The sequence below is a fragment of the Hufsiella ginkgonis genome (genome assembly GCF_009834915.1).
Taxonomy (GTDB): domain Bacteria; phylum Bacteroidota; class Bacteroidia; order Sphingobacteriales; family Sphingobacteriaceae; genus Hufsiella; species Hufsiella ginkgonis.
Genome location: NZ_WVHS01000002.1, coordinates 256,162 through 281,024, shown reverse-complemented (window position 1 = coordinate 281,024; position 24,863 = coordinate 256,162). Strand labels below are relative to the sequence as shown.

21 protein-coding genes are annotated in these 24,863 nt (G+C 51.5%); 1 reads left to right on the top strand and 20 read right to left on the bottom strand.

What is annotated here, in order from left to right; translation table 11 throughout:
- Window positions 1–14 precede the first annotated feature (14 nt).
- The 12 genes from GS398_RS07935 to GS398_RS07880 form a co-directional block, all read right to left on the bottom strand.
- Entirely contained in the window at window positions 15–764 is a 750-nt protein-coding gene (locus tag GS398_RS07935; RefSeq protein ID WP_160906233.1) for an ABC transporter ATP-binding protein, read from the bottom strand.
- Complete coding sequence (locus tag GS398_RS07930; protein WP_160906232.1) at window positions 761–2,008, bottom strand: efflux RND transporter periplasmic adaptor subunit; 1,248 nt, start codon at window positions 2,006–2,008, stop codon at window positions 761–763. Before GS398_RS07930 ends, GS398_RS07935 begins: the two co-directional genes overlap by 4 nt.
- A 4-nt stretch (window positions 2,009–2,012) precedes the next feature.
- Window positions 2,013–3,356: a TolC family protein gene (locus GS398_RS07925; RefSeq protein WP_160906231.1), complete on the bottom strand. Its 1,344-nt coding sequence runs from the start codon at window positions 3,354–3,356 to the stop codon at window positions 2,013–2,015.
- A gap of 129 nt (window positions 3,357–3,485) precedes the next feature.
- Window positions 3,486–4,739: an L-fucose:H+ symporter permease gene (gene fucP / locus GS398_RS07920; RefSeq protein ID WP_160906230.1), complete on the bottom strand. Its 1,254-nt coding sequence runs from the start codon at window positions 4,737–4,739 to the stop codon at window positions 3,486–3,488.
- A gap of 1 nt (window position 4,740) precedes the next feature.
- Window positions 4,741–5,181, bottom strand: a complete 441-nt coding sequence (locus tag GS398_RS07915; RefSeq protein ID WP_160906229.1) for a MaoC family dehydratase — start codon at window positions 5,179–5,181, stop codon at window positions 4,741–4,743.
- 3 nt (window positions 5,182–5,184) lie between these two features.
- Window positions 5,185–6,261, bottom strand: a complete 1,077-nt coding sequence (locus GS398_RS07910; RefSeq protein WP_160906228.1) for a Gfo/Idh/MocA family protein — start codon at window positions 6,259–6,261, stop codon at window positions 5,185–5,187.
- Between the two features lie 3 nt (window positions 6,262–6,264).
- Window positions 6,265–7,509: an extracellular solute-binding protein gene (locus GS398_RS07905; RefSeq protein WP_160906227.1), complete on the bottom strand. Its 1,245-nt coding sequence runs from the start codon at window positions 7,507–7,509 to the stop codon at window positions 6,265–6,267.
- A 3-nt stretch (window positions 7,510–7,512) separates the two neighbouring features.
- Window positions 7,513–8,655 (bottom strand): CaiB/BaiF CoA transferase family protein, encoded by a 1,143-nt coding sequence (locus GS398_RS07900; RefSeq protein ID WP_160906226.1) that lies wholly within the window; start codon window positions 8,653–8,655, stop codon window positions 7,513–7,515.
- Window positions 8,642–9,808, bottom strand: a complete 1,167-nt coding sequence (locus GS398_RS07895) for a CaiB/BaiF CoA transferase family protein (protein ID WP_160906225.1) — start codon at window positions 9,806–9,808, stop codon at window positions 8,642–8,644. Before GS398_RS07895 ends, GS398_RS07900 begins: the two co-directional genes overlap by 14 nt.
- Window positions 9,805–10,962 carry an ABC transporter substrate-binding protein gene (locus GS398_RS07890; RefSeq protein ID WP_160906224.1) on the bottom strand — a complete coding sequence of 386 codons (1,158 nt, stop codon included), beginning with the start codon at window positions 10,960–10,962 and terminating at the stop codon, window positions 9,805–9,807. The genes GS398_RS07895 and GS398_RS07890 overlap by 4 nt, the downstream gene beginning before the upstream one ends.
- Before the next feature lie 2 nt (window positions 10,963–10,964).
- Window positions 10,965–12,080 carry a glycoside hydrolase family protein gene (locus tag GS398_RS07885; protein WP_237488133.1) on the bottom strand — a complete coding sequence of 372 codons (1,116 nt, stop codon included), beginning with the start codon at window positions 12,078–12,080 and terminating at the stop codon, window positions 10,965–10,967.
- Window positions 12,081–12,082: 2 nt separating this feature from the next.
- A complete protein-coding gene (locus GS398_RS07880; protein ID WP_369410242.1) occupies window positions 12,083–14,791 on the bottom strand; it encodes a family 78 glycoside hydrolase catalytic domain in 2,709 nt (902 codons plus the stop codon).
- A 210-nt stretch (window positions 14,792–15,001) separates the two neighbouring features.
- On the opposite strand from GS398_RS07880, the gene GS398_RS07875 reads away from it, so the two are divergent.
- Entirely contained in the window at window positions 15,002–15,775 is a 774-nt protein-coding gene (locus tag GS398_RS07875) for an IclR family transcriptional regulator (RefSeq protein ID WP_160906222.1), read from the top strand.
- 4 nt (window positions 15,776–15,779) lie between these two features.
- Here GS398_RS07875 and GS398_RS07870 read toward each other — a convergent pair whose 3' ends face one another.
- The 8 genes from GS398_RS07870 to GS398_RS07835 form a co-directional block, all read right to left on the bottom strand.
- Window positions 15,780–16,598 carry an RpnC/YadD family protein gene (locus tag GS398_RS07870; RefSeq protein WP_160906221.1) on the bottom strand — a complete coding sequence of 273 codons (819 nt, stop codon included), beginning with the start codon at window positions 16,596–16,598 and terminating at the stop codon, window positions 15,780–15,782.
- A 125-nt stretch (window positions 16,599–16,723) separates the two neighbouring features.
- Window positions 16,724–17,608: a sugar phosphate isomerase/epimerase family protein gene (locus tag GS398_RS07865; RefSeq protein WP_160906220.1), complete on the bottom strand. Its 885-nt coding sequence runs from the start codon at window positions 17,606–17,608 to the stop codon at window positions 16,724–16,726.
- Window positions 17,608–18,996, bottom strand: coding sequence for an alpha/beta hydrolase family protein (locus GS398_RS07860; RefSeq protein ID WP_160906219.1), 1,389 nt, complete (start codon window positions 18,994–18,996; stop codon window positions 17,608–17,610). Before GS398_RS07860 ends, GS398_RS07865 begins: the two co-directional genes overlap by 1 nt.
- Entirely contained in the window at window positions 18,993–20,558 is a 1,566-nt protein-coding gene (locus GS398_RS07855; protein ID WP_160906218.1) for a sodium:solute symporter family protein, read from the bottom strand. Before GS398_RS07855 ends, GS398_RS07860 begins: the two co-directional genes overlap by 4 nt.
- Window positions 20,555–21,736: a four-carbon acid sugar kinase family protein gene (locus GS398_RS07850; RefSeq protein WP_160906217.1), complete on the bottom strand. Its 1,182-nt coding sequence runs from the start codon at window positions 21,734–21,736 to the stop codon at window positions 20,555–20,557. The genes GS398_RS07855 and GS398_RS07850 overlap by 4 nt, the downstream gene beginning before the upstream one ends.
- Window positions 21,733–22,782: a 4-hydroxythreonine-4-phosphate dehydrogenase PdxA gene (pdxA, locus tag GS398_RS07845; RefSeq protein WP_160906216.1), complete on the bottom strand. Its 1,050-nt coding sequence runs from the start codon at window positions 22,780–22,782 to the stop codon at window positions 21,733–21,735. Before pdxA ends, GS398_RS07850 begins: the two co-directional genes overlap by 4 nt.
- A complete protein-coding gene (locus tag GS398_RS07840; protein WP_160906215.1) occupies window positions 22,779–23,717 on the bottom strand; it encodes a dihydrodipicolinate synthase family protein in 939 nt (312 codons plus the stop codon). Before GS398_RS07840 ends, pdxA begins: the two co-directional genes overlap by 4 nt.
- Entirely contained in the window at window positions 23,717–24,862 is a 1,146-nt protein-coding gene (locus GS398_RS07835; protein ID WP_160906214.1) for an iron-containing alcohol dehydrogenase, read from the bottom strand. The genes GS398_RS07840 and GS398_RS07835 overlap by 1 nt, the downstream gene beginning before the upstream one ends.
- Window position 24,863 lies beyond the last annotated feature (1 nt).

Below are 24,863 nucleotides of genomic sequence, written 5' to 3'. Positions count from 1 at the left end.
GTTCATAACTTAATTTAGTAGTCGTCTGTTTCCGGTAACGAATCAAGTAATTCTCTTGCCGATTTCCTGTTTGTATTAGCGGTATCCTTTTGCACTTTCCCGTCGCGCAGCATTACGGTCCGGCTGCTGAAAGCCGCAATGTCGGGCTCATGTGTCACAAATACGATGGTTTTTCCCTGCTGCTGGTTCAATTCCTGCATCAGCGCCATGATCTCGTAGGAGGTACGTGTGTCGAGGTTCCCGGTAGCCTCATCCGCCAGGATCATTACCGGTTCATTCACCAGTGCGCGTGCAATGGCCACCCGCTGCTGCTGCCCGCCGGATAGCTGATTGGGCGTATGGTCAAACCTGCCGTCGAGCTTTACGGCTTTCAGGGCATTAATTGCGCGCTCTTTTCTTTCTTTCGTGCTGATCGCTGCATTATAAAGCAGGGGAAGCTCCACGTTTTCGAGCGCCGAAGTACGGGGCAGCAGGTTATACGCCTGGAATACGAAGCCGATCTTATGGTTCCGGAGACGGGCCAGCTCGTCGCGCGAGAGCCCTTTGATGTCGACGCCATCCAATAAGTACGAGCCTGACGTGGGTTTATCGAGGCAACCTAGCATGTTAAGGAGGGTGGTTTTACCCGAGCCGCTGCTTCCCATGATGGTAATGAACTCCCCTGCCTCCACATTGAACGAGACCCCTTTCAGCGCGCGTACCACTTCTGTGCCCATTTTAAACTCGCGCTTTACATCGTGTATTTCCAGGATCTTCTTGCTCATCTTCCCCGACGTTGTGGCATGAAAGGGCTGGATGCCTGTCCCTGCTGTGTTTTCTTACCTGCCGGTGCGGTAGAACCGGTTACCACGATGTCTGTCGCGGAAAGCCCTTCAAGCACCTCGATCTTGGTATTGTCGTTTAGCCCTGTCCTGATCTTTTTTTGCACCAGTTTTTCGCCCTGCAGCACCCATACCGAAGCCCGGTCGCCGTCTGATCCTGATGATTTGCCCCGGGTTTTTCCGCCCGGCCTGCCGGCGCCTGCACCCATGCCCTTCTTCCCTTTTCTGCTCATGGAAGTGTCGGGCACCAGGGTGTATTGCTTGCTGAGGGAAGAATCCGGGTGGAATTTAATAGCCCGTGCCGGGATCAGCAACGCGCTGTCGACCTCCTTCGTGTAAATGGCAATGTTGGCGGTCATACCTGGTTTTAGCTTTTTGTCGTCATTCTGGGCATCGATGAGCGTGGTGTAAGTAACTACGTTTGATGAAACGGAGGGCCGCAGCCTGATCTCGCGCACGGTACCGCTAAACTCATCTTCGAGAAAAGCATCTACGGTGAAACTAGCCCTTAACCCCTCGCGGATGTTGCCTATGTCTGCTTCGTCGACGTTGGCCTGCACCTGCATTTTGGTAATATCTTTCGCCAGGGTGAATAACGTGGGTGTGCTGAAGCTCGCGGCCACCGTTTGCCCGATGTTCACATTTTTGTTTAACACCACCCCGTCAATCGGTGAATAGATCTCTGTAAATGAAAGGTTTCGCTGCGCCGACCTTAACTGAGCTTTTACGCTGTTCACATTCGCTTTGGCTGCGTTAAAAGTATTTTGAGCGATCTCATAATCTGCCCGGCTGATGGAACCTGTCTCAAATAGCTGTTTCTGGCGGTTGAAGTTGCCCGCCTGGTAGGTGAGATTACTTTCCGACTGGGTAAGATTGGCTTTGATCTGGTCGACGGCCGCCTGGAGCAATAACTTATCTAATTCGGCAAGCAGCTGTCCTTTTTTTACAGTCGCGTTAAAGTCGGTATAGATCCTGGCGATCGTGCCCGAAACCTGGGTACCTACCTGCACGGTGTCCACCGGCTGGATCTTACCTGTGGCCGTAACGCTTTCAGAGATGTAGCCTATTTCTGCCTTCTCGGTTTCCAGCTTTACGGGCTCTTCTTTTTTGTGTATAAAAAACCACCAGGCCAGTGCCAGTACCACCAGCGTGATCACAATATAGGTGATTGTTTTTTTTCGGGTCATGCCATTATAGTTTAACCGGTACACCGGAATAGAATTCGTATATTTTTGTTGAAAGGGCCGCGTTGTACTTAGCCTGGATGTACCGTTGCATCGCCTGTATGTAGAGGTTTCGCTGCTGGTAAAAGTCCACGATATTGGCGGCTCCGAGGCGCAGCTCTTCACTTGCGATCCGGTACACTTCGCGTGTATATTTTAATTGTTCCGCAGCTGCGTTAAACTGGTCGCCGGCATTTATTACGTTGAGATAGGATTGTTCTACCGCCTGGCTCAACGTCGTTTTCGTATCTTTTAAAGAAAGCGTGGCTTGCTCGATGGTGATTTTCGCTTCCGCGACATTTGTTTTATTTAGTCTTTTCGTGAAAAGTGGCACTGATAAATTAATGCCAAGTGATTGTGAGAAGTTACGGTCGAACTGCCGGAAAGCACCGAAGCCCGTGCCGTTGGCGTAGCTGGTCCCCAGTCCCGCGCCTACGCTAATGGAAGGGAGATAACCGGTTTGTGCTTTGCGTAGCCCCAGCTCAGATACCTGTACGCCCAACTCGCTGCTTTTTACTTCCGGGCGATTGTTGAGCGCAAACTGCTGGACCTGCCGTACGGGCGGAACCGCGGCGGCGGCAAGGATGGTATCGGGCTTTACCACGTCGAAAGTATATTCCGTGGGCAATTGAAGAATCTGCTTCAGCGTAAGTTTGTCTTGCCTCTCCGCATTTTGCGACGTGGTTAGCATATACCGGTCGTTAGCGAGTTGTGCTTCAAACTGGGCAACGTCTTTACGTGCCACGCTACCGGCCTCGAACCTGCGGCGGGCCTGTTCCAATTGCGCCGTCGAAGTATTTACCAGGTCGCCGGCATAGATCACCGATTCTTTGTCGACCAGGATGTTCAGGTAAGCCTGCGTGATCTGGAGCGTGATGTCGTTTTCGCCGGCCTGTACGTTTAGTTCCGACGACTGCAGCAGGAGATCTTTCTGACGGATATCTGTTCTCAAGAAACCGCCGCGATAAAGTGTCCAGTTTGAGTTGACACCATAAGCGCCGGAAACACCGATCGCGCTTCCGTTAGTACGTCTCCCGGAATAGTCGAGCGATTGCGAGGCGGAGCCATACAGGTCGGGTAATACGGCCGACTTTGCCAGCAGCAGCTCTTGCTCACTGATCTGCCGCGTAAGGCGGAGGTTGTTCAGCCGGATATTATTTTCTCTCGCGTAGCGGAGGCATGCATCAAGGTCCCAGCTAACGGGAGACGTTTTCAGGCTATCCTGTGCAAATGCCGCGCTGCCCAGGCCGATCAACAGCAGCAGCAACAGTCTTGCTGGTCCTGCCCGGAAGTATTTTTTTCGGTTTATCATCAGGTTTAACGATACCTGATATTAACCGTGAGTATACTTCCTTGTTTTAAACGAAGATTATGAAAGCGATCACACCCAGCGAATTAGCGACAACCGTAAGCCAATATTGCGACGAAAGTAACGATGAATTTACACCGTTTTTACCTTGTATCCCCGCCATGCGAAGAACAGGATAACGGCATAGCAAATAAGTGGTATTGTATAACCCGGCTGGATAAGGTCGTGGTTGAGGTCGATCATCGTGCCCATCAGGTATGGCAATACCGCTCCGCCCACTATTGCCATAATGAGCCATGAGGAGGCCGGTTTAGCGTCTTCATTCAAACCTTTAATTCCAAGCGAGAAGATAGTCGGGAACATGATCGACATAAAAAACCCTAATCCGCCGAGTGCGTAGATCACATAAGCGCCGTCGCCCAGGATCGCGATCGCGCAAAGCACGATGGAAGCCAGCGCGTAAATAAACAGCAAGCGTTGCGGCGTGGTAAAACGAAGCAGGAAAGTGCCCGCAAATCGCCCGGTCATGAACAACGTACCATAAACAGACAAGTACCAGGCCGCTGTTTTCTCATCCATACCGGCGCCCTGTTCCGCCATGCGGATAAAGAAACTGGTGACACAAACCTGCGCACCCACATAAAAGAATTGTGCGACTACTGCCCACGAAACGTGCTTATTACGAAGTACGGAGAAAAGATTTCCTTTTGGCACTGCGAGATCTTCGGCTGGTTTGATCTCCGGGATCCTGGTGAGATAAAACAGTAGCGCCACCAATAACAGTGCGCCGCTTAAAACCAGGTACGGCAGTTTTACAGATGCCGCTTCCGTAAACAGGTAGTCGTTCCGCGTTGCGTCCGACATCGCCTGTAATCGTTCAGTTGTGTAGTTCTTTCCCGAGAAAATGAATATACTGCCCACGATCGGCGCTACGGCTGCAGCCAGACCGTTAAAAGACGCGGCCAGGTTCATGCGGATGGTGGCTGTTTCAGGCGCGCCCAGTGCTTCGGTATACGGGTTTGCAGCAGTTTCGAGGATGGCGATCCCGCACCCGATAATAAACAGGGCCCCGAGAAACATTTCGTATGCACGCTGGTTGGCTGCAGGTACAAACAGCGCTGCGCCGGCGGCGGCGATCACCAGTCCCGTTACGATGCTGATCTTATATCCCCACTTTTTCAGTAACAGCCCTGCCGGGATGGCCATGATAAAATAAGCCAGGAAAATGGCGGTATCCACCAGTGTCGATTGCCGGTTGTTCAGCTGACAGGCTTTTTTAAGGTGGGGGATCAGAATGCCATCGAGGTTGTGCACCATTCCCCAAAGGAAAAACAGGCTCGTAACGAGAATGAAAGGAACCAGGTAAACGTTGTTGGAGGCTTTCATATCATGATTTTTTAACAACCAGCAAGTGATCGCATACCAGTACCACTTCGCCATGCTGGTTAATTACTTCCACATGTTCCGTTACGGTACCATATCCCGGTTTTTTTGCTTCCGATTTTTCGGAAATCGTTACTTCCGAATGGATCGTATCGCCTACAAAAACCGGTTTTACGAAGCGCAGCCGGTCGTATCCTTTCGAAAAAGCTTCCGGGTTGATCTCGGAGGCGGTTAGCCCGATACCGATGGCAAAGATCATGGTGCCATGGGCGATACGCTGCCCGAAGGGCTGCGTTTTACACCACTCCGCATCGAGGTGGTGGGGAAAGAAATCGCCGGTATGGCCTGCGTGTACTACGAAATCGGTCTCCGTGACGGTACGGCCAAGGGTAACCCGTTTATCATTTATCGTGTAATCTTCGAAGAAAGTAGATTTAAAATACATCGCTTAGTTGCTTGATCCATAATTTATCGGCGTACCGCCGCTGTCGCTCGAATTATACGCCGCTTCTACTACGGCCATCGTTTTTATGACGTCTTCTACATGGGTAGGCAATAGATTGGACTCGCCGTTCTTGTACCGCATCAGGCTGCTCATGGTGCCGGCAAACGCATCGGGGAACCACGAGCCTTCGAGCGCTGCAGTTTCCCATTCGGGTGGCTCGTGATCATTGCGGATACAATATTCAAAATGATCCGGCACGCCATGCGGATAATCCATCAGCAGGCCCATTTTAGCCTTGATGGCGCCTTTTGTCCCCTCCCATTTAATGTAGCTTTCCTGGTTATGCGGACCAAAATCGTGGTCGTGGTTGGTATTGATCACGGCGTGTATGGTATCCCCGTAGTCGAACAAAATAGTAGAGCGCGATGAAGAAAGCGTTTTAGCAGGATGTTTGAGTGTTTTAGCCATCACGTTCCGCGGATCGCCAAGGAACGAGCGCACCAGGTCGATGTAATGGATGCTATGATACTGGATCTCCAACCGTGGGTGGACCATTACATGCGGAAACAATTCCCACGGGGTTTTCACCGTCACGCGCACCTCCATATCATACAGCTCGCCGATCATGCCGCGCTCGATCATGTGCCGGGCTGCGCTCACGAACGGCGCAAAACGCAGCTGGCAGTTAACGGCGGCGGCAAGGTTCTTTTTGCGGCAAACCTCCAGGATCTCTTTGCTCTGGCTAAAGTAATCGCCCATCGGCTTCTGGATCAGCACCCCGCTCCCGTCCGGCAATTGGTTCAGCGTTTCCAGGAACTGTTGGGGCATAATGGTAATATCATATACTGCATTACCTGGTGCATGATTTACGGCTTCATTTACCGAAGAATACACGTTTTGGATCCCGAACCTGCCGGCAAGTGCTTCGGCCTTTTCACGTGTGCGGTTCGTAATGCCATGTACGGTGAAACCAGCCTGCTGGTAGGCGGGTAAATGCGCATCGCCTACAATTCCGCCTGCGCCTATAATTACGATGGGGAGCGGTGTCCTCGGTAAGAGCGGTTTATATAATAATTCCATTCGCTAAGCCTTATTAAGTGACAGGATCTTTCCCTGGCCCCGGGCCAGGAGCTGGTTAATTGGTTTTTGCGTGCCGGTGGCTTCGAGCACCACTTCATCAATTACAGCGGCAATGGCATTCCAGTTATCTTTAAGCGGCAGCGTGCGTGCGTGCCGGTGTAATTCCTCCAGCTTATGGTAGTATGGGATCAGCTGATTGATCTCCGGGTCGGTCCAGGTAGAAATGCGGCAGCCAATGCCACCTTCCAGGGTGAGCAGCCTGTCGTTTGTTTTGCTTAACGCGAAGCGGATAAAATCATAAGCCGTTTGCTTATGGCGGCTCCCGGACCCGATCGCGTAAAGCCAATAAACATTTAACGAGGCAGTTTCGTGCGGCATGGCGGCGGGGACGTTGGTGATATCAACCTTTCCCTTTACCTGCGATGTTTCTGAAACTTCGCAAACCGACGCAAATCCAAACCAGTTTACCATCATGGCGGCTTCGCCACGGGCAAATGCGGCGCCGGCTGCCACCGAATCAAAGCCCGCCGAGCCGGGATGGACCGCCGATACGTCGTTCACCATGTCGCGGTAAAACTTCAGCCCTTCGGCAGCTTCCGGGGTGTCTATATCTATTTGGCCGAGCCTATTAACGAGGGATCCGCCGCGTGTCCAAACTTGCAGGCTGAAATCAAATACGGTATTGTGGCCGTCGGGGAAACAGGCGAACACGGCGCCATACCGTTGCTCGCCCGGCCGGTTAAAAAAACGCGCAATGTCCCTGAACTCCTCCCAGGTTACTGGCGGCGCCAGTTTCTTTCCGTAAAGTTTAAAAAAAATCTCCTGCTCCCGCGGGTCGCCAAAAAGGTCCTTGCGGTAAATAAGGCACTCCGGGCCGTCATGAAAAGGTAAGGCTCCAATCGTGCCGCCGAACTGCTGGAGGCCGAGTAAAGACTCGCTCCAGCCGTGAGGAAAGTCTTCGGGCGGGACATTGCCCAAGTAAGGCGCCAGGTCTTCGAGCGAACCGCTGTTATACGCTTCATACAACCAGTCGGTACTGATATGAGCCACGTCCCAGTCTCCGTTTTTCAGGCCGCCATCCGTTAGCAGGGTTTGGTGCAAAGGATGAAGGTCGAGCGCAACCAGTTCTCCGGCGAGGCGGCAGCCTGAATGGCTGCAGTATTCATCCCACGTCTTTTGAAGCATGGTTTCGAAAGGGCCAAATTTTCGCACGGCGATGCGAAAGTGGTCAGACTGTTGTAGAGACATTGGTTAGTTAATTGATAAGTCGCTAAATACACGACTATTATCTTCGCCTAGCTTTGGCGATCCTTTAGCCGATGTCATTAGTTCACCATCTATCCGGATCGGGCAGCGGGTAGTACGGTAAGTAAACCCGTCGCTCATTTGTACTTCCTGGACCATTTCTAACGACTTAAAGCCGTCGTGCTGCATCAGCCTGTCCCAGGAAAGCACGTCCGAACACCAGATATCCGCAGGTTCAAGTACGGAAAGCCAATATTCGGTGGTGTTTGTCAATAAATGGCCAGCTAAAATAGATTTTATTTCGTCACGGTGTTCAAATGCGGCATCAATGCTGTTAAATTCAAGCAGTCCGCTACAGTTTAACAGTTTGCCCAGTTGCGGAATACTTCCCATGGCCAGCGCAATGTAGCTGTTTACTGTTTTATAAACCCCGTAAGGTGCGCTTAAATACGCGTGCGCGTTGTTTTGCCGGGAGCGTTCGGGCAACACCCCATCGCGGTAAAAGGTGGTAATCGTTTCAAACTGCAGGTCGAGCGCCGATTCCAGCATGCTCACCTGCACCAGCGAACCCTGTGCATTAGCGGTCCGCTGAAGCAGGCAGGCGAGAATACCTTGCGAAAGATGCATACCGGCCAGCATGTCGATGATCGAGAGCCCCATGGGTACAGGCCCGTTCCCTTCGTTACCGCTCAGCCAGGTAAGGCCGGAGAGCGATTGCAGCAGGAGATCTTGCCCTGGCTTATCTTTCCAGGGCCCTTCTTCGCCGTAACCGGATATTTCGCCGTACACCACACCTGGATTTACTTTTCTTACTGCTGCGTAATCCAGGCCAAGCCGTTTCATTACGCCCGGGCGGAAGTTATGCATTACTACATCGGCTTTTACGATAAGCTGCCAGATGGCTGCCCGGTCGTTTTCGTCCTTCAGATCGGCGGCGAAACTTTCCTTATTGCGGTTGATGGCGTGAAATACCGATGATTCGCCATTCATCACTACGTTGGAAGTATACAGACTCCGGCAAATATCACCGGTAACCGGGCGCTCTATTTTAATGACCCGCGCTCCCATGTCTGCCATTTTAAGGCTGGCGGATGGTCCCGAAAGGAATTGGCTGAAATCTATTACCAGGTAATCCTCAAGTGGTTTCATGAGTGGTGAGGTTAAATTCGTGGTTAATGGAATCGGTATCGGCGCCTGCCAGCGGTGCGGCTACCGGCGAATAGATCTTTTGCCGGTTGATCCGGATGGGGCAGCGTGTAGTAGTTAAGGTGTTGTCGCCTGACAGCTGCACTTCCTGCGCCATTTCCAGTGATTTATAGCCTTCGTGTTCCAGCACATCGCGGTAGTTAAATACGGCCGAGCACCAGATCTTTAACGATTCCAGCAATGCTACCCAGTATGAAGTGGTTTGTTCCCGCAGGCAATCGGCTATGTGTTTAGCGATATCGTCACGCTGGCCGAACCAGCGCGCCGGGTCGGGGAAAAGTACGGTTATCTTGCAGCCGATCGCATCGCCGATGGCAGGAAGATCGCCCATGGCCATGGCGAGATAGCTGTCTTTTGTCCGGTAAACGCCATATGGCGCGTTCAGGTAAGCATGGCCGGTGCCGTTCGCCGCGCCGCGCATGGGTAGTTTGCCGCCATCGTTCAGGTAAGTGGTAATTACCTCGAACTGCATGTCGAGCGCAGACTCGAGCAGGCTTACTTCCACCAGCACGCTTTTATTGGTTTTTGCCCGTTTCAGTAACGCGGCAAGCAGTCCCTGGGCGAAATGCGCGCCGCAAAAAATATCCGTAACGGCCAGGCCGAAGGGCACCGGGCCGTCATTGCGCGTTCCCGAGAGGTAGGTGAGGCCGGAGAGCGATTGTACCAGCAGGTCCTGCCCGGGTTTTAGCGCCCAGGGACCGTTATTCCCGTAACCGGTAACCACACCATAAACGATCCTGGGATTGATCGCCTTTGCCGATCCGTAATCCAGGCCGAGCTTTTCCATTACGCCTGCACGGAAGTTATGCGTGATAATATCCGCATGTGCGATCAGCTTTTTAACCATCGCAAGGTCGGCGGGATTCTTCAGATCAGCGGCATAGGATTCCTTGTTGCGGTTGATGGTGTGAAAAACCAGGCTGTTTCCTTCGATAAAAATGTTCTTTATGGCAATTTGTCTGCCTGATTCGCCGTGAACGGGACGTTCAATTTTGATCACCCTAGCCCCGAGGTCGGCTAGTTTGAGGCCCGCAGACGGGCCGGCCATAAACTGGCAGAACTCAAGCATCACGATGCCTTCCAGGGGTTTCGTCATAATGGTTGCGCTTTTTGCGATTGATGGTAGATGTCGTTCAGCTTTTGCAGCAGGGGGCGTTCCTGACCGCCGTCCAGTAAATATTCTCTTACGTAATCGCCCGCATGGTCCTGGAAATACATGTGCCCATGGTACCGTGGACGCAGGAAGGCGCGTTCCAGCGCAGGTAAAGTATTGGTAAAATAGTCGGACGACGACGCGTTAACTTTTTCGTTCTTCCAGGCACTTAAATGTCCCGGCTGTCCGCCGTTCTGGAAATAAAGCGTCTGCTGGCAAACTGGCGACGCGACATATTCTGCATACATCAGCGCTTCCCGGCGATGTGTACAGTTGGATGAAACCGCCAGGCCGGTCCCGCCAAGTGTACTTTGCATAGGCGTAATTCCGTCGAGGCTCACCAGGTCGTGAAAATGCAGGAGCTTGCGTGCATAGCCGTCGCGTGCATAATTGGAATACCCGTAAGCAAAGGGGCAATAGGCTATCTCGTCGGTCAGGGTCATGGTCTCATAAACAGCGATGGGATTCTTCTCAAAAAAATCGCGGTTCACGAGGCTGGCGAGCTGCCTGAACAATTGCAATGCCCGGGTGCCGGTCTTTTCGGAGATCACCTCTTCCGTTCGCAGGCAGGGCGGTTCACCGAGTGAGCAGCAGAACATGTAAAAGCTCATTAGTGTATCTATGGGGATGAGCGAAAACCCTACGAGGCGCTGTTTGGCAAGTTCAAGCAGGTCGTTAAAGCGCGCAGGCAGCAATAAGCCGTGTTTAGCCAGCAGGTCCGGCCGGCTTGAGGCTACAGGCGTGGCTGCGTCTATTGAAAGAGCCCATTGATGACCGCCGTAGGTATAACTCCCGTATGAACGGCCGACACTGTTTTTGCGCTGATCATCGATAAACCCAGCCGGTAAATATTGGTCTAACGGCAACACTGCCGCGGTTTCGGCGGCGAAGCCAGCCCAGGGATGATCAATCATCAGCAAGTCAAACCTGGCGGCCAGTTGCCCGATAGACAGGTCGGCGAACTCCTGCAGCGACCGTTTTTCCCAGGTGATCTCTATATGCGGATGCAGCTCATTAAACCGTTGTGCAGTCGCCGCCATGGGCAGCAGGCCGCGGCTATGATTCCAGGTAATGCCCTTTAAACGGATCTTCTCCATACTCACTTTCCCGCAGGTATAAAATTAAGTTTACTTTTTCCTTTATCGACAGAAGTAGCTACCGCTATACCCCGTTGTTCCTTTTTATTTACGGCGCAATAGAAGTGATATACTACTCCTTTATGCTTCACTACAAATGACTTATGTGCGTATAACTCATCAAACGGTTCGGACGACGAGACCAGGTTTTCTCCTGTCCAGTCAGTCCAGTTCACGAGGTCGTAAGAGCAGGCGAATCGATTAAAAGCCCCTTTCCGGTCCTGCCAGAAGGCGCCGAAATAGAACATTACCCATACATCCCCGATCTTTTGGATCACGGGGTCGCCGGTAATACCGACCGGGTGATGTACCAGCGGATCGTTCACCATGCGTTTCCAGGTGACCATATCGTTTGACACTGCCATCCCGATCCGTTCAAACCACCTTGTTTTTACGTTATTAACTGCAGAATCGCCATTGGCGTTGTAGTACATTACGAAAGGATAACCGGTCAGCTTTTGCTTATCGCGGATCACGGTGCTTTTAAAAAGTTTCCGGTTTTCCCACCAGCGTACACCGGGATCCCTGGCGGTAAACACGGGTGAGGCTGCATGCTCCCATTCATGGGCGGTTGCTACATCACCGGTAGTATGCGCTATGGCGATGGATAGATCGCCCGCCTCGTAGCCCTTCACGTTTCCCCCAAAGTACGACATCCAACGCCGGCCATTATAACGGCCGAGCCGGTACCCGCCTCCCCATTTGGTGTCGCCAAGCGAAGGGTAGCCAGCCAGCTGGTTGGCGTCCCATTTTGCGGTATCCGCGCTGCGGGAAAGCACCTTCCCCATTGCTTTCCAGTCGAGCAGGTCGGTGCTGGCGGCCAACCAGGTTTCGTAGCCGCGACCGTCAAATACAAGGTAGGTCATGTACCATTTGTTCCCTTTTTGAAAAACGGTAGGGCAATCAATTTTACTGGTATTGTCGGCCGGAACGACCACCATGCCGTATTTATAGGGCGTTTTAACTTCCTCGTAGATTTGCCGCATTGCAGCGGCAGGCACCGTTTTCCCGTCCTGCCGGGCGGTAGCTCCGCCTGCGAAGACCACCAGCGCTAACGCTATTTGCCCGAGTATTTTCATGATCATTTCTTTGTTACCACGAAATGGTATATACCCGACCCTGTTTTAATCGCGGTGCGCCCGTTTTCGTTCTTCAGCACTTCTAACCCACGGGTGCCGGCAAGCGATTTTCCATTTTCTTGTATATTGTCGTTTTCTCCCGCGGGGAGATAAATGGTTGCAAGCGTGTTCGGCGGAATGGTGACGTTCAGTTCAAACGTAACGTCGTCTCTTTTCCAGTCGCTCGAAATCATCCCATAAGGAGAATGGTATGAACCATGTGCGGAAGAGATATCACCTACCACTTCAGGCTGGATGTGTATGCGGTTAAACGCGATGGATCCGGCAGCGGGACGAATGCCGGCGAGCCCACTGTAAAACCATTCCATCACATGCCCCAGCATCAAATGATTATTTGATACCGTTGGGAGCGCTTGCCACGATTCGGTTAAAGCGGTGGCGCCTTTCGCTAATTGGTACCCGTAGCCAGGTACATCATCGCGGTTATTCATATCAAAGATCACGTCCGAGCGCCCTTCCTGTTCCAATACCCGGAGCAGGTAACGGTAACCGATATCACCGGCAGTGAGGCTGTTATTATGGCTTCGGATCTCTTTTACCAGGTTATCCATCACTGCCGCCTTATCAGCGGGATTAACCAATTGCATGTAAATGGCCATCGCGTTAGCGGTTTGACTGCCGGTAGCGTACTGTTTGGTCTCGCTGTTGAAAAAGGTATCGTTAAAGGATTTTCTTACTTTTTCCGCCAATTGTGAATAGAGAGATACGTCGTTTGACTTGCCAAGCAGGGCCGCAATTTCACAAAGCACCTTCAGGTCGTAATAATACATGGCGGTGCCCGTAACTCCCATCGGGGTAAGTTGCGACACGCCCGGCGGTTTTGGTCCGAGGTCGTACCAGTCTCCCAGCCCCTGCGAAAGAATATTGTTTTTAGCTTTCGTGCCGAGGTAAGCGATGTAGCGCTGCATCATCGCGTAGCTGTCACGCAACACCCGGCTGTCTCCATACCATTGATAGGTGTACCAGGGCACCAGGATGCTGCTGCTGCCCCATTCCGGGGAGTCACGGAACATATCGCCACCCCATTCAAATTTCACATATTCAGGTGCGATCCCGGGCACCAATCCGTCTGCAGTCTGCGAACTGATCATGTCTGAAATGGTCTTGCGGCATAATGTTTCAATATCATAATTGTAGCGTACCGACGGTCCCACCAGGTGAACTTCCTCCAGCCACCCGAGTTTCTCGCGGTGCGGACAATCCGTAAAAACGCTTACTATGTTGCTTTTAACCGCCCAGTCGATAAGCTTACCGGTACGGTTGAAAAGGTCGCTGGAACTGGCAAAATTGCCGGCGCGTTCTGCTGCGTTGCGGATATGCAAGCCAGTAACCGCCAGGACCTCAGCCTTACGGGAAGGATTTGGCTGCCCCCCGGGCATTGCGCCTTTTACCTGGAGGTACCTGAAGCCGTAATAAGTAAAACGGGGCTGCCACGTTTCTACGCCTTCGCCTTTTAATACGTATTCAAAATAAAACGGGCTGCCAACGGGACGCTGGTTTACATTTCCATCTTCTTTTAACAGCTCCGCAGGAACGATCCTAACGGTATCACCCTTGTTCCCTTTTACCTGGATCTTTACGATCCCGGAGGCATTTTGACCGAGGTCGAACACCCAGTCGCCCGATGCCAGTTTCGTGGATTTTGCCGGCGCGAAGTTCTCAAATATCCTGAGGGGCTCCTGTTGCTGGGCATACAGCCGGGGCGGACCATCTGTAAGCAAAGCAGCCGTCCAGGTCCTGTCGTTAAACGATGGCGCGTCCCAGCCGTTTTGTTCAAGGTTGGCGTTATAGTCTTCACCACCGTAAATACTGGAGAAAGTGATGGGACCGGCCGCAGTTTTCCAGGAAGGGTCGCTCACGATATTTTCAACCCGGCCGCTGGTATATTCGATCACCAGCCGGCCGATCATCTTAGGAAAACCAAAAGCCGATTTCAGCTTGCGGTAACGTTGTTTAACCAGCGGAACATAATAGAAGCCATTTCCCAACATCACGCCGAGTACATTTTCTCCCGGGCGCAACTGCGATGTGAGATCAAAAGGGACATACTGGGCCTCTTTGTCATATTTGGTCCAGCCGGGGTCGAGAAAGTGATCGCCGATTTTCCTGCCGTTTACGTGCAGCTCAAAGTGACCTAACCCTGAAATAAAAAAGGTCGCCTTCTTAACCCGTTCTTTTAGCGAAAAGCTTTTCCGCAGCAGCGGGAGTGTATTGTTTAAATAAATCTTGTCTTTTTGTCCGTCTACGGGAAGAATATTGCGGATCGAATCAGGCATGATCTCGTGCGTGATCCAGCGGGCGTTCTTCCAGTCCGAGGTCGTTAATAACCCCATTTGCCAAGTTGCGGTTAAACTCCAGGCGGAAGATTGGCCGTGGTTATCCCATATCATCACTTTCCAGGAATAGGACCGAATGGCCTGCAGCGATTTTCCGGCGAAAGCGACTTGAATAGACGCCGTTGAATAGGTCTTTTTCGAATCCCATACATTACCGATGTTTTTTGCAAGCATCGTGGCGTCGTCCGAAACAAGGATCCGGTAAGCCGTTTGCCGTGTATTCCTTACCGGTGAAGTAATTTCCCAGCTAAATCGGGGCGTCAGGGTTTCTATACCGGAAGGGTTCACTCTCGATTCACAGCGTAAAGCGCTCACGGTGAGGACAGCAGCTTGCGAGGCCGCCCAAGCAATGATAAGAAGCGAGGTAAGAAGATAGTTCCTAAACAAGTCAGCTCAATAATTGGTAATTCAAATATAAATATAACTTTTAAATATGAAAATATATTTTAATTATGCCGCATCACGGCGGCATAAAGTACAATACTTTGCTTAAGTTTGTCTTGGCTGACCATTGTAAAAACCATTATGCAGGAAAAAGAAAGCAGGTACCAGGCGCCCGCCTTAGATAAGGGACTCGACATCCTGGAGTATCTTTCGTCTCAATCGGCTCCGCAATCGCAAACGGAGATTGCAACGGGGATTGAACGAAGTCAAAATGAGATCTATCGCATGCTGATGTGCCTGGAAGAACGTGGTTATATTCTTAGGGAAGAAGTTTCCGGCAAGTACAAACTTTCGCTGAAGTTATATCATATTTCGCACAGGCATTCGCCGGTAGATGAGCTGCGGAAAGCGGCACAATACCCGATGGAGGAGCTTTCGCAAACTATTCGTCAATCTTGTCACCTGAGTATTTTATATCATAACCAGTTGATGGTGATCATCCATTCGAAAAGCCCGGGACCTATCGCACTGTCCATCGAGGAGGGAAACCTGTTCCCGTTACCGCTTACCGCATCAGGCCGCGTATTACTTGCTTATCTTCCCGAAGATGAACAGCGCGCGATGTTAAAGAATATCAAGATCTATAAATCCTACCCCGACCAGCAAAAAAAAGATTTCATGCAAACGCTGACGAAAATCCGGGCAGACGGTTATTATATCAAAAACAGCGACCTGGCGGAGGGAGTGACCGATATTTCTATCCCGGTAGGAAATAAGACTTCGGGCATTATCGCTTGTTTAACGGTTTCGAGGTTAACAACGCTGCACAATATCGATATGGGCGTAGCTAATGAAAAAATCCTCGCTGAAGCTAATCTTTGTGCCAAGAGGATCGAAAAGAAGATCGGGGTATGATAAACTATTGATCTTTGACGGCAGCATCGTTTAACGCCATTACGCGATTGATCTCTTTTTTCGAAAGACCAAAGAAACGTTGTATTTCGGTTTGTGAGTAGCCTTCGCTGAGCATTTGGTTAATCCCTTTAAAAAATCTCTCCTGACCTTTTTCCAGGCCGGCCCGATATTTTAAATCCCGTGTGATGTCTATTGTAACCGCCATTTTATCTTCCTTTTTATTAACTAATCGCTGTACGTCTTCTCCTCTCAGTAATGACAGTAACTCCAGCTGCCTGATCCGCTTTTTCAGCTCTGTTTTATCATTATCTAAAAGTTGCTGCAATTTAACAAATATTCTATTTACGACCTGTGACTTGTCGTTTTCTCCTCCCGCCAGCACCGCCAGTATTATCTCGCCAGGGTCATCCGACTCCAGGAACATGGAAGGATCAAATCTCCTGATATCTAATATGATACATTTATAACGCAACCCGGCGAAAGCGAGTTTTCCCGTCATGGTCATTTTGGATCTACCCACATACAGTACCACTCCAATCACATCTTTCTCATACGTTTGATGCAGGAGGAGGTCGTAGATCGCCATCCTAAGGCCCATTTTGGGGTCGTTCGAGCTTTGCCATTCTATATGCAGGATCACCAGTTTACCGTCGCTGGTAAGCACCTCGGCAATGGTGTCGGTTTCCCGTTCGAGAATCGTGTGCTGGATTTTTGGTACCAGCGGCACCACGCGTACAGGATCGGTGTTCAATAGTTCACTAACCAGCAGTTTTTTAGGCTGCCGGAAATTCTCTCTCAGGATCTTGTCGTAATTATTCGCCATCTGCACATTAGCGGGACGCGAAAATGGATAGTAATCCTGATATCTACAAGCGCTGGTATCATTTTGACAACCAATGAATTATGAATAATTTCGACACTTAACTCCAACTTGTCAAAATGGAAATCTTATTCCTGGAAGACGGACTTTACATACGCGGTATTTGCGGTAAAATTCTTTTTCACATTCGTAGGTTCTTTCGCGTCCCTAGAGCGTTCGATGACCAGCCAACCCTTCCATCCCATTGAATCGAGGGTCTGTTTAACTTTTTTTAGATCGAGACGGGTATTATTTTGCAGCCACACGCCGTCTTCGTCCGTGCAATGGATCTGGCAGATCCGCTTTTTGCCGAGGATGCGGAGCTCCTGGTGCAGGTCTCTTCCCGCTTTCAGCGGATTTGAAAAATTGAAATAGACCTGGATGTGTTTCGACCCGATCTCGTTTAATAAAGCTACCTCTCCAGCTGCATCCAGTGCGGTTTCGATTCCTACGATCACCCCGGCTTTGGCCGCCATCATGGCAACCACTTTCAGGCGTTCTACAATGGCCGGCCGCAGTTCAGGATACTTTACCAGGTCACCTTTTATGCCAAGCGGCAGGAAAGCGATCTTTACATCCATGGCCTTCATTGCATCAAAGCAATCACGGATCATGCGCTGGTACGTAGGGCGTTCGGCGAAAGACTGGGCGTAAAACCCCGTCATGGCAAGCGAGCAGATCTCCACGTTCAGCTCTCTCGCTTTGGCCAGGAACTGCTTGCGCATTTCGCCGTCTCCAAGCTGGCTGTCGAACGTTTCGCGATCGCCCAATCCGCCCATATCCACTTCCAGTCCATCTGCGCCCAGTTCTTTTGCCAACGGGAACGCGCTTAATTTTTGTCGCTTCAGGATCATCAGGTCAATAACCGCCACTTTGTACCGTTGTTTCTTTGCTGCGCCCGCTTTTGAAATCGCGGGAAACAGTAATCCGCCTGCAAGTAACGCTGTACGCCCGATAAATTTTCGCCTGTTCATTACTGAGTGGTATACCGTGTAAATATCTTTTCCAGGTCTGCAAAGCTGCGGATGGCATTGGCTGGCAGCTTCTCCCCTTTTTCGCCGAAAACGTATTGAGCGGCTTCCGTTTCTATGGTCACCGGGGTTTCGTCGATCTTTCCATTTGCGTCCCCGATCTTTTTCAGATCGAGGTGAAAGTTCCCGGCAATGAACCGGTACATGGCTAACCGCTTACTGAGACCGTAGTCATGCCCTTCCCCGGGAAAATGCGCGTTTTCTGCAAGCTCACTTCTTCCATAAAATCCATAGATCTTCTGCAGGAAAGGAAATTCTGTTTGTGGTACATTTTGCGTCCAGTCCTTTCCGTCTGAGATCACCAGCTGGGGTTTGGGTGCGGACATGGCCGCGATCTCCACGTTATTGGTACCGCCACCGCAAAGATGCGTCCCCATCCCGCTTTCGCATGGACAACCTCCACTATGATAGGAAGATAGCATTACTACCGAGACGCTTAGCGTAAACCGGTCGTCGATGGCTGACAGCAGCATGGTTTGACTCCCACCGCCCGAGCCCCCGGTAATGGCGACCCGGGAAGGATCTGAATCTCTGAGAGACAGCAGGTAATCCAGGATACGCATACCGTTAAGCGCCTGGATGCTTTGTGCGATCGCCCTGCGGTGATCGGCGGTTTTAAACTGTAAGAGCGACTCGCCCCATGCGAACAGATCGTAATCCATCGCAATGGCTCCCATCCTGGCCAGCATCGCACAACGATACTGGCTATCAGCACGATACCGGCCCTTATCAAAATGACCGTCCGGGTTTAATATCACGGGCAGTTTGCCTTTTGCATTTACCGGGCGGTACACCGATCCGCAGACATATAACCCGGGTAACGTTTCGATCGCGATATTCTGCACGGTATAGCCGTTCATCTTTCTTACGGGTGTAGTTATGGGCGCCGACGCCGGTTTTACGGGTAAGGGCTGCAAACGAAGAGCAGAAAGGATCTCTTTCTTTAACACGGCTTTTCGTTTTTCCCATCCTCTGAGATCGTTGTAAAGTGTTGCGAAATAATCGAGCTGCAGTTTTCCTTCTTCAGGGGTTTTCAGGTGATATTGATAAGCTTGCAGCTTATATTTACGATCGCCTTCTTTTACGAAAGTAATATCCTGCGACGCGAAAATGTTCGCCATCGTTTTCTCTGCATCTGGAGTGAACCGCCATCCCGCATAGGTAACAAACCGGTCTTTTACGAGCTCTTCCGGATAGCGGATAGCCACCTGGTACCGTTCACGGATCCTGGAGATCACATTTTTTAACGGTTCTTTAAAGGCGTCGTCGGAAGTCTGGCCAACCGCATGCACCGACAGCAGGAGAAGGAAAATGAATGTTATTTTTTTCATGAATTTCTTTTTGCTTCGCGTTTTGCGGCCAGCCAGCCGCTGTACAATAAGTTTTTATCGAGCGCTGGTTTAGGGAAGAAGAGGCTGGCGATGTAACCAACCACGATAACCACCACGTGGCTGTATACACCCAGCATCAGTTTGTGGTGTTTAAAGTTGTAGTCGCCGAGATCGAGCAACAATATTTTGCGCTCCCCGCTGCCAATCTGTGTCGACGTTAAGAACGCATAAGCGGTAAACACCACACATACCGCGATCGCGATATTTATCCCCTGCCGGTTGGCACGTGCACTTAATAAGCCAAGCAGGAAAATTCCGACGATCCCTCCCGAAAATATGGCATACAAGGTAAAGATAATGCCTAAAACGCCTTCGTTCCCGGCGTTCACATAAATACCGCCGATCAGGATCGAAACGATGCCGGACAATACTACGATCCATTTTCCGGCGCGCAAATACTCATTGTCGGGACGGTTTGGCCGGAGCTTTTTGTAGTAATCCTCCACCCCTACTGCCGCAAGAGAATTCAGGTCGGCGCTGAGGCTGCAGACAGCGGCCGAGATCATGGCGGCCAGGATGAAGCCTATGGCGCCGTTTGGCAAGTGGGTCATGATAAAATACGGGAAAACCGCATTGGGATTCATGCCTGCAGGCAACGGATTTTGTTTGTAGAACACAAATAACGCGGTGCCGATCAGCATAAACATGGTCCATACCGGAACGGTTAGTAAAATACCCATCAGAGATGCCCGGATCGCGCCTTTATCCGTTTTCGCCGTAAGGTACCGTTGTACTACGGTCTGATCGGTGCCGTATTTTTGAATGGCGTAGAACATGCCATTGATCACCATCACGATGAACGTAAGCTTTGTTAGGTCCGCATCGTACGGCCCGAACCCGGTCCTTCCATTTGCGCCGGCCACTTCCATAATGGCCGAAGGTCCGCCGTCAACCGACAGTACAATAATCACCAGGCAGACGATGCCGCTGGCGAATAGCATAAACCCCTGGAAAACATCCAGCCAGATCACCGCTTCTATACCGCCCAACAGGTTGATCACGATAATGAGCGACCCTACAAGGACAATAATAGCGAAAGTATTGCCTCCCGTCATGTTCGACAACGCGATGGCAAGAAGAAAAAATACCGTCCCCATTCCTGAGAACTGCCGGAGCACGAAAGCCACGGAGCTGTAATAACGGGCAAAGGTGCCGAATCTTTTTTCGAAATACTCGTATGTGCTGAGCTTGATTACTTTACGGTACAAGGGTACGATGAACCAGATCGTGCCGAAGAGCACGAGCGGAACCATCAGTCCCTGCACCAGGAGGATCCAGTTAGAGGAATACCCCTCCCCGGGGTATCCCAGGAACGTGACACTGCTGATCAGCGTGGCGAGCAGCGACATCCCGATCGCCCATGCGGGTACTCTTCCTTTTGCCGAAAAATAGGCTTGTGTTGACCCCTGGTTCCGGGCAAAACGCAATCCAAAATATAGGGTAATGAGCAGGACCGCGACGATGATCCCATAGTCAATACCGCTTAAAACAGGTTTGATCATATAATTGGTTTAGTATAGTTTGCCTTTGCAAAAAAGTTGTTTACCATTTCCGGCCAATGATAACTCCCTGGCTTTATGGTGATATGAAAACCGGGATCAGCGGCCGCCTGCATCCGGACCACCCCGGCAGCCAACTCGTTTATTGGCGAAAGTGCGGTTATTTTTGCTTCTTCTAAGATAGCAGAAGCCGTGGATCCCCCTTCAATAAAAAGCTCTCTAACCGGTATGTTACGAAGCACCCGGGCTACCGCCGCGGCCATTACTTTCCGGAGATGGGTTGCCGTAGCCGATGGTTCCACCGCCGCGGGGTCTATGGCGATGATCGCGGTACCATATTGGTTAAGCAGCGAAACAATCTCGTCGCACCACGCGGTTACACCGGCCCCTGCGCGCGCTACGGCCTGCGTTAATGCCGCCGGAAGGTAGCTTACTGGTGAATTTCGTTCAAATGCCGCCCGGACCAGGTCTACCCGCTCTTTGTAGGCGCTGCCGCATACGTATAAAGAAGGGGATTCAAAACGGACTGCCTTGACATTGATCCGCGCTTTTAATCCTTCATGTTCCAGCAGCGAAGAAAAAAAACCCGCCGCTCCGGCCAAAACCCCTGGCTTGCTTTTTAGCCCGGCCCATGCGCCGAGGTCTGAACCGGATGCCGCTTCGCCGACGTAAATGCCCTTACCGGATAGTTCCCCGCGGCAGCTCAATACCTGCAGCGTATGTTCTTCCTGGCTGAACCTCCTTAAAATGTCTGACTCTGTTACCGGGAAATCCGGGTCGTGAGCAAAACCGGTCTGGTTAACCGGGGTATCATGGACCAGGTACCTGCCGTTTTTGATGGTTCGCCCAAGGTGTGGATTAGCGGGCACGATCAATGCCGTGTCGCAATTCATGGCGGTCATTTGCGCCGCGATTTCCGGGAGCAGGTGACCGCGCATTACGGAGTCGATCTTCTTATAGATCCATTGCGGCCGTAGTTTTGTCAGCGCCGAGGTGGTTTTTCCGGAGATGGCTACGGCTTCTTCCCGCGAACGCGAACGCGTGTCGGTGGCGATCACCAGCAGATCCGCATGCGAGGCTCCCGGTACTTCCATCGAGAGTTCCACGTTTAGCCCGAAACGCAGGCCGATGCCCGCGATTTCAGCAGCGCCCGTCAGGTCATCCGCAATTACCGCGATCATGTTGCGGGATACGCGGTTTTACGATACCTGGCCAATTGAACTGCCGACTCGATGGCCAGCACCATGGCATCTGCGCTGGCTACGCCCTTACCGGCGATCTCAAAAGCGGTACCATGATCAACAGAAGTGCGGATAATTGGTAACCCCATGGTGATATTTACGCCTTTTACGCTGTCCATCTGTTTCTTTTCCGGGTTCCATTTAAAGCCCGAAAGCTTGAATGGAATATGGCCCTGGTCGTGGTACATAGCGACTACACCGCCATAAAAACCGGTAGCCGCTTTTGAAAATAAAGTGTCTGCCGGAACCGGCCCTTCAACGTCAAACCCGCGGCGCCTGGCCTCTTCTACCGCGGGCAGGATCTCTTCATCGTCTTCCGTACCAAATAAGCCAGAGTCTCCGGCATGTGGATTTAATCCGGCAATGCCAATCTTTAGGTTGGTTTCGCCGAGGCTGATCAATCCGTCCTGTAACAGGCCGACCACCTCCAATATCCGGTCTTTCTTCACCAGGTCACATGCCTGCCTGAGCGAAACATGCGTAGACACGTGGATCACCTTCAGGTTATCTTCCACCAGCAGCATCGCATACTTGCGGGTACCCGTGAAATAGGCATAGATCTCTGTGTGACCGGCAAAATGATGACCCGCTTCGTTCACCGATTTCTTGTTGATAGGCCCGGTCACTGTTGCGTCGGCTTCGCCCGCGAGGGCAAGGTCTATCGCTTTTTTAACCGATTCGAACGATGCGGCCCCGGCCATGGCCGAGATCTCGCCAAAATGAAGTGTTTCCAGGTCGACGTTTTCGAGGTCGAAAACATCGATAACTCCCGGTTCAAAACGGGCATCCGACACATTGTTTACCGCGTTGACCGTGGCCTTTAATGCCAGTCTTTTAATAATATCGTTTAAAGTGGCAGCATCGCCAATTAAGATCGGTCGGCATATCGAGGTAACGTTATCTTGTAAGAGCGCCTTCACGGCTATTTCGGGACCGATACCGGCCGGGTCACCCATGGTAACCGCAACGATAGGTTTAATATTCATGGCCTGCTGATGGATAAAGGCAGTTCTTCTGCCGACAGGGTTTTACGTAAGGCTTCTTTCAATTTCGCGGCGTCCTCCGGTGTTCCTCCCGTTAACGGGGGCATCATAAACGACTCGCAGAGCTCAAATTCGCTCATCAGCACCTTTAGTGCCCAAAGGGATCCGCCCAATGTGCGGCCCGACTGGTAAATATCGCCCAGCCTGTCAGAAAGTACCTGGCAGTAATAGGCATGGTCCATATCCCCTTCGGCTACCGCACGTTCCAGCTGCTGGTAAAGTGCCGGGTGAAGATTCCCGGTGCTCGGGATCAGGCCGTCGCTTCCATTTTCAAGCCCCATGGCCGATTTGGCGGCCCAACCAAGAAAATGACTAAAATCAGGGCGATCCCTCCAGAGTGCCAGCGAGTCGTGTAAGCGTTGCTCGTTTCTTTCGGAATCCTTGGTACCCACGATGAATTCATGCCGGCTTAAGTCGTTGATGAGGTCCAGGGGAATGGACATATGTGTAGTGGCGGGAATATTATAAATGATCAGCGGACCACCGATCCCGTCTGCCAATTGTTCGAACCAGTTTTTCATCTGGTACTCTGTGAGCTGGTAATAAGAGGGCAACGTAGCCGCCACGGCATCCGCGCCTTCATCAAAGCACTGTTTGCCGAAAACCACGGCTTCCTCGAGGCTGTTAGATGAAATTCCGGCATACAGTTGCGTTCCCTGGCGTTTTAGCCTCGCGGCCTGCCTGATATAATCGTGTTTAAGTGCGTTTGACAGCGAAACCGACTCGCCTGTTGTGCCCATTACAAACGGCATGGCGCCGTGGTCCTGCGCCCGGATAACTATCCGCTCCACTGCGGCCTCGTCCAGCGCCAGCCCTGGCGTGAGGGGCGTGATCAGCGGTATCACATTTCCCTGGTATTTTTTCTTGATCCTTTTCATTAATAAGCTGCCTTGTATATGGCGACGGCATCTTCCAGCGTCACCTCCCTGGGATTGTTTTTTAATAGTCGTGTTATTTTTAACGCATCATTGGCCATCGCGGGAATGGCGCTTTCCGGGATGCCTACCTCCCGGAGTGTTGAAGGTATGCCGCACGATCTTACCAGCTCGCGTACCTTTCTGATGCCTCTTAAAGCTGTTTCATCATCTGTTCCCGCCGGTTCACAGCCAAGGGCGATAGCCACTTGTGCGTAGCGCTTTGAACTGGAAGGGGCGTTGAACTCCATCACATAGGGTAATAAAAGCGCGTTTGAAAGGCCGTGCGCGAGGTGGAACCCGCTTCCTAACGGGTACGATAGCGCATGAACGGCAGCGGTGTTAACCGGACCGAGACAAATGCCGCCCAATAAGCTGCCCATGGCTACCTGCGCGCGGGCTTCTTCGTCGGTGCCGTCCGTCACCGCTTTCACCAGGTTCCGGGCAATAAGGCGCATGCCTTCAAACGCGTACAAGTCGATAAACGGGTGCGCAAACTTGTTGGTATAGGCCTCTAAACAATGGGTAAGCGCGTCGAGCCCCGTAGCGGCGGTTACGTCTGGCGGCACGCTGAGGGTTAACATGGGATCAACATATACCATATCTGGTACCAAAAACGGGCTGATGATCCCTTTTTTCTGGTTGTCTGTATCGTCGACCAGAATGGCGTTAGGGGAAGCTTCACTCCCGGTACCGGATGTGGCCGGAACGCAAATAAGTTTCTTTTTTCTCGACCTTAGAAACCCGATGCCAACAATCTCTTCAAGCAGTTGATCGTTTTCGAGTTGTGCGGCGACCAATTTCGCCACGTCGAGCACGCTGCCTCCGCCAATTCCAACCACCACGCCGGGGTTAAAAAGAGAAACATCTTCCATCAGCGCTTTAAAGTCGTTAAACGACGGCTCGCGTGTGATGCTGGTATTTGTTTTGACCTCAATTCCCGCAGCTATCAGCTGTGCGGTAAAACCGGCCAGCGCATTCAATAGCGGCCTTATCGTAATGACCAGCACTTTCGCCGGCTGCAGCCGGATAATATCCCCGGGAAGGTCGGCCAGGCAGTTCTTTCCGAACACTAGTTTACCCGGGAAATATATCGTTAATCCTTGCATG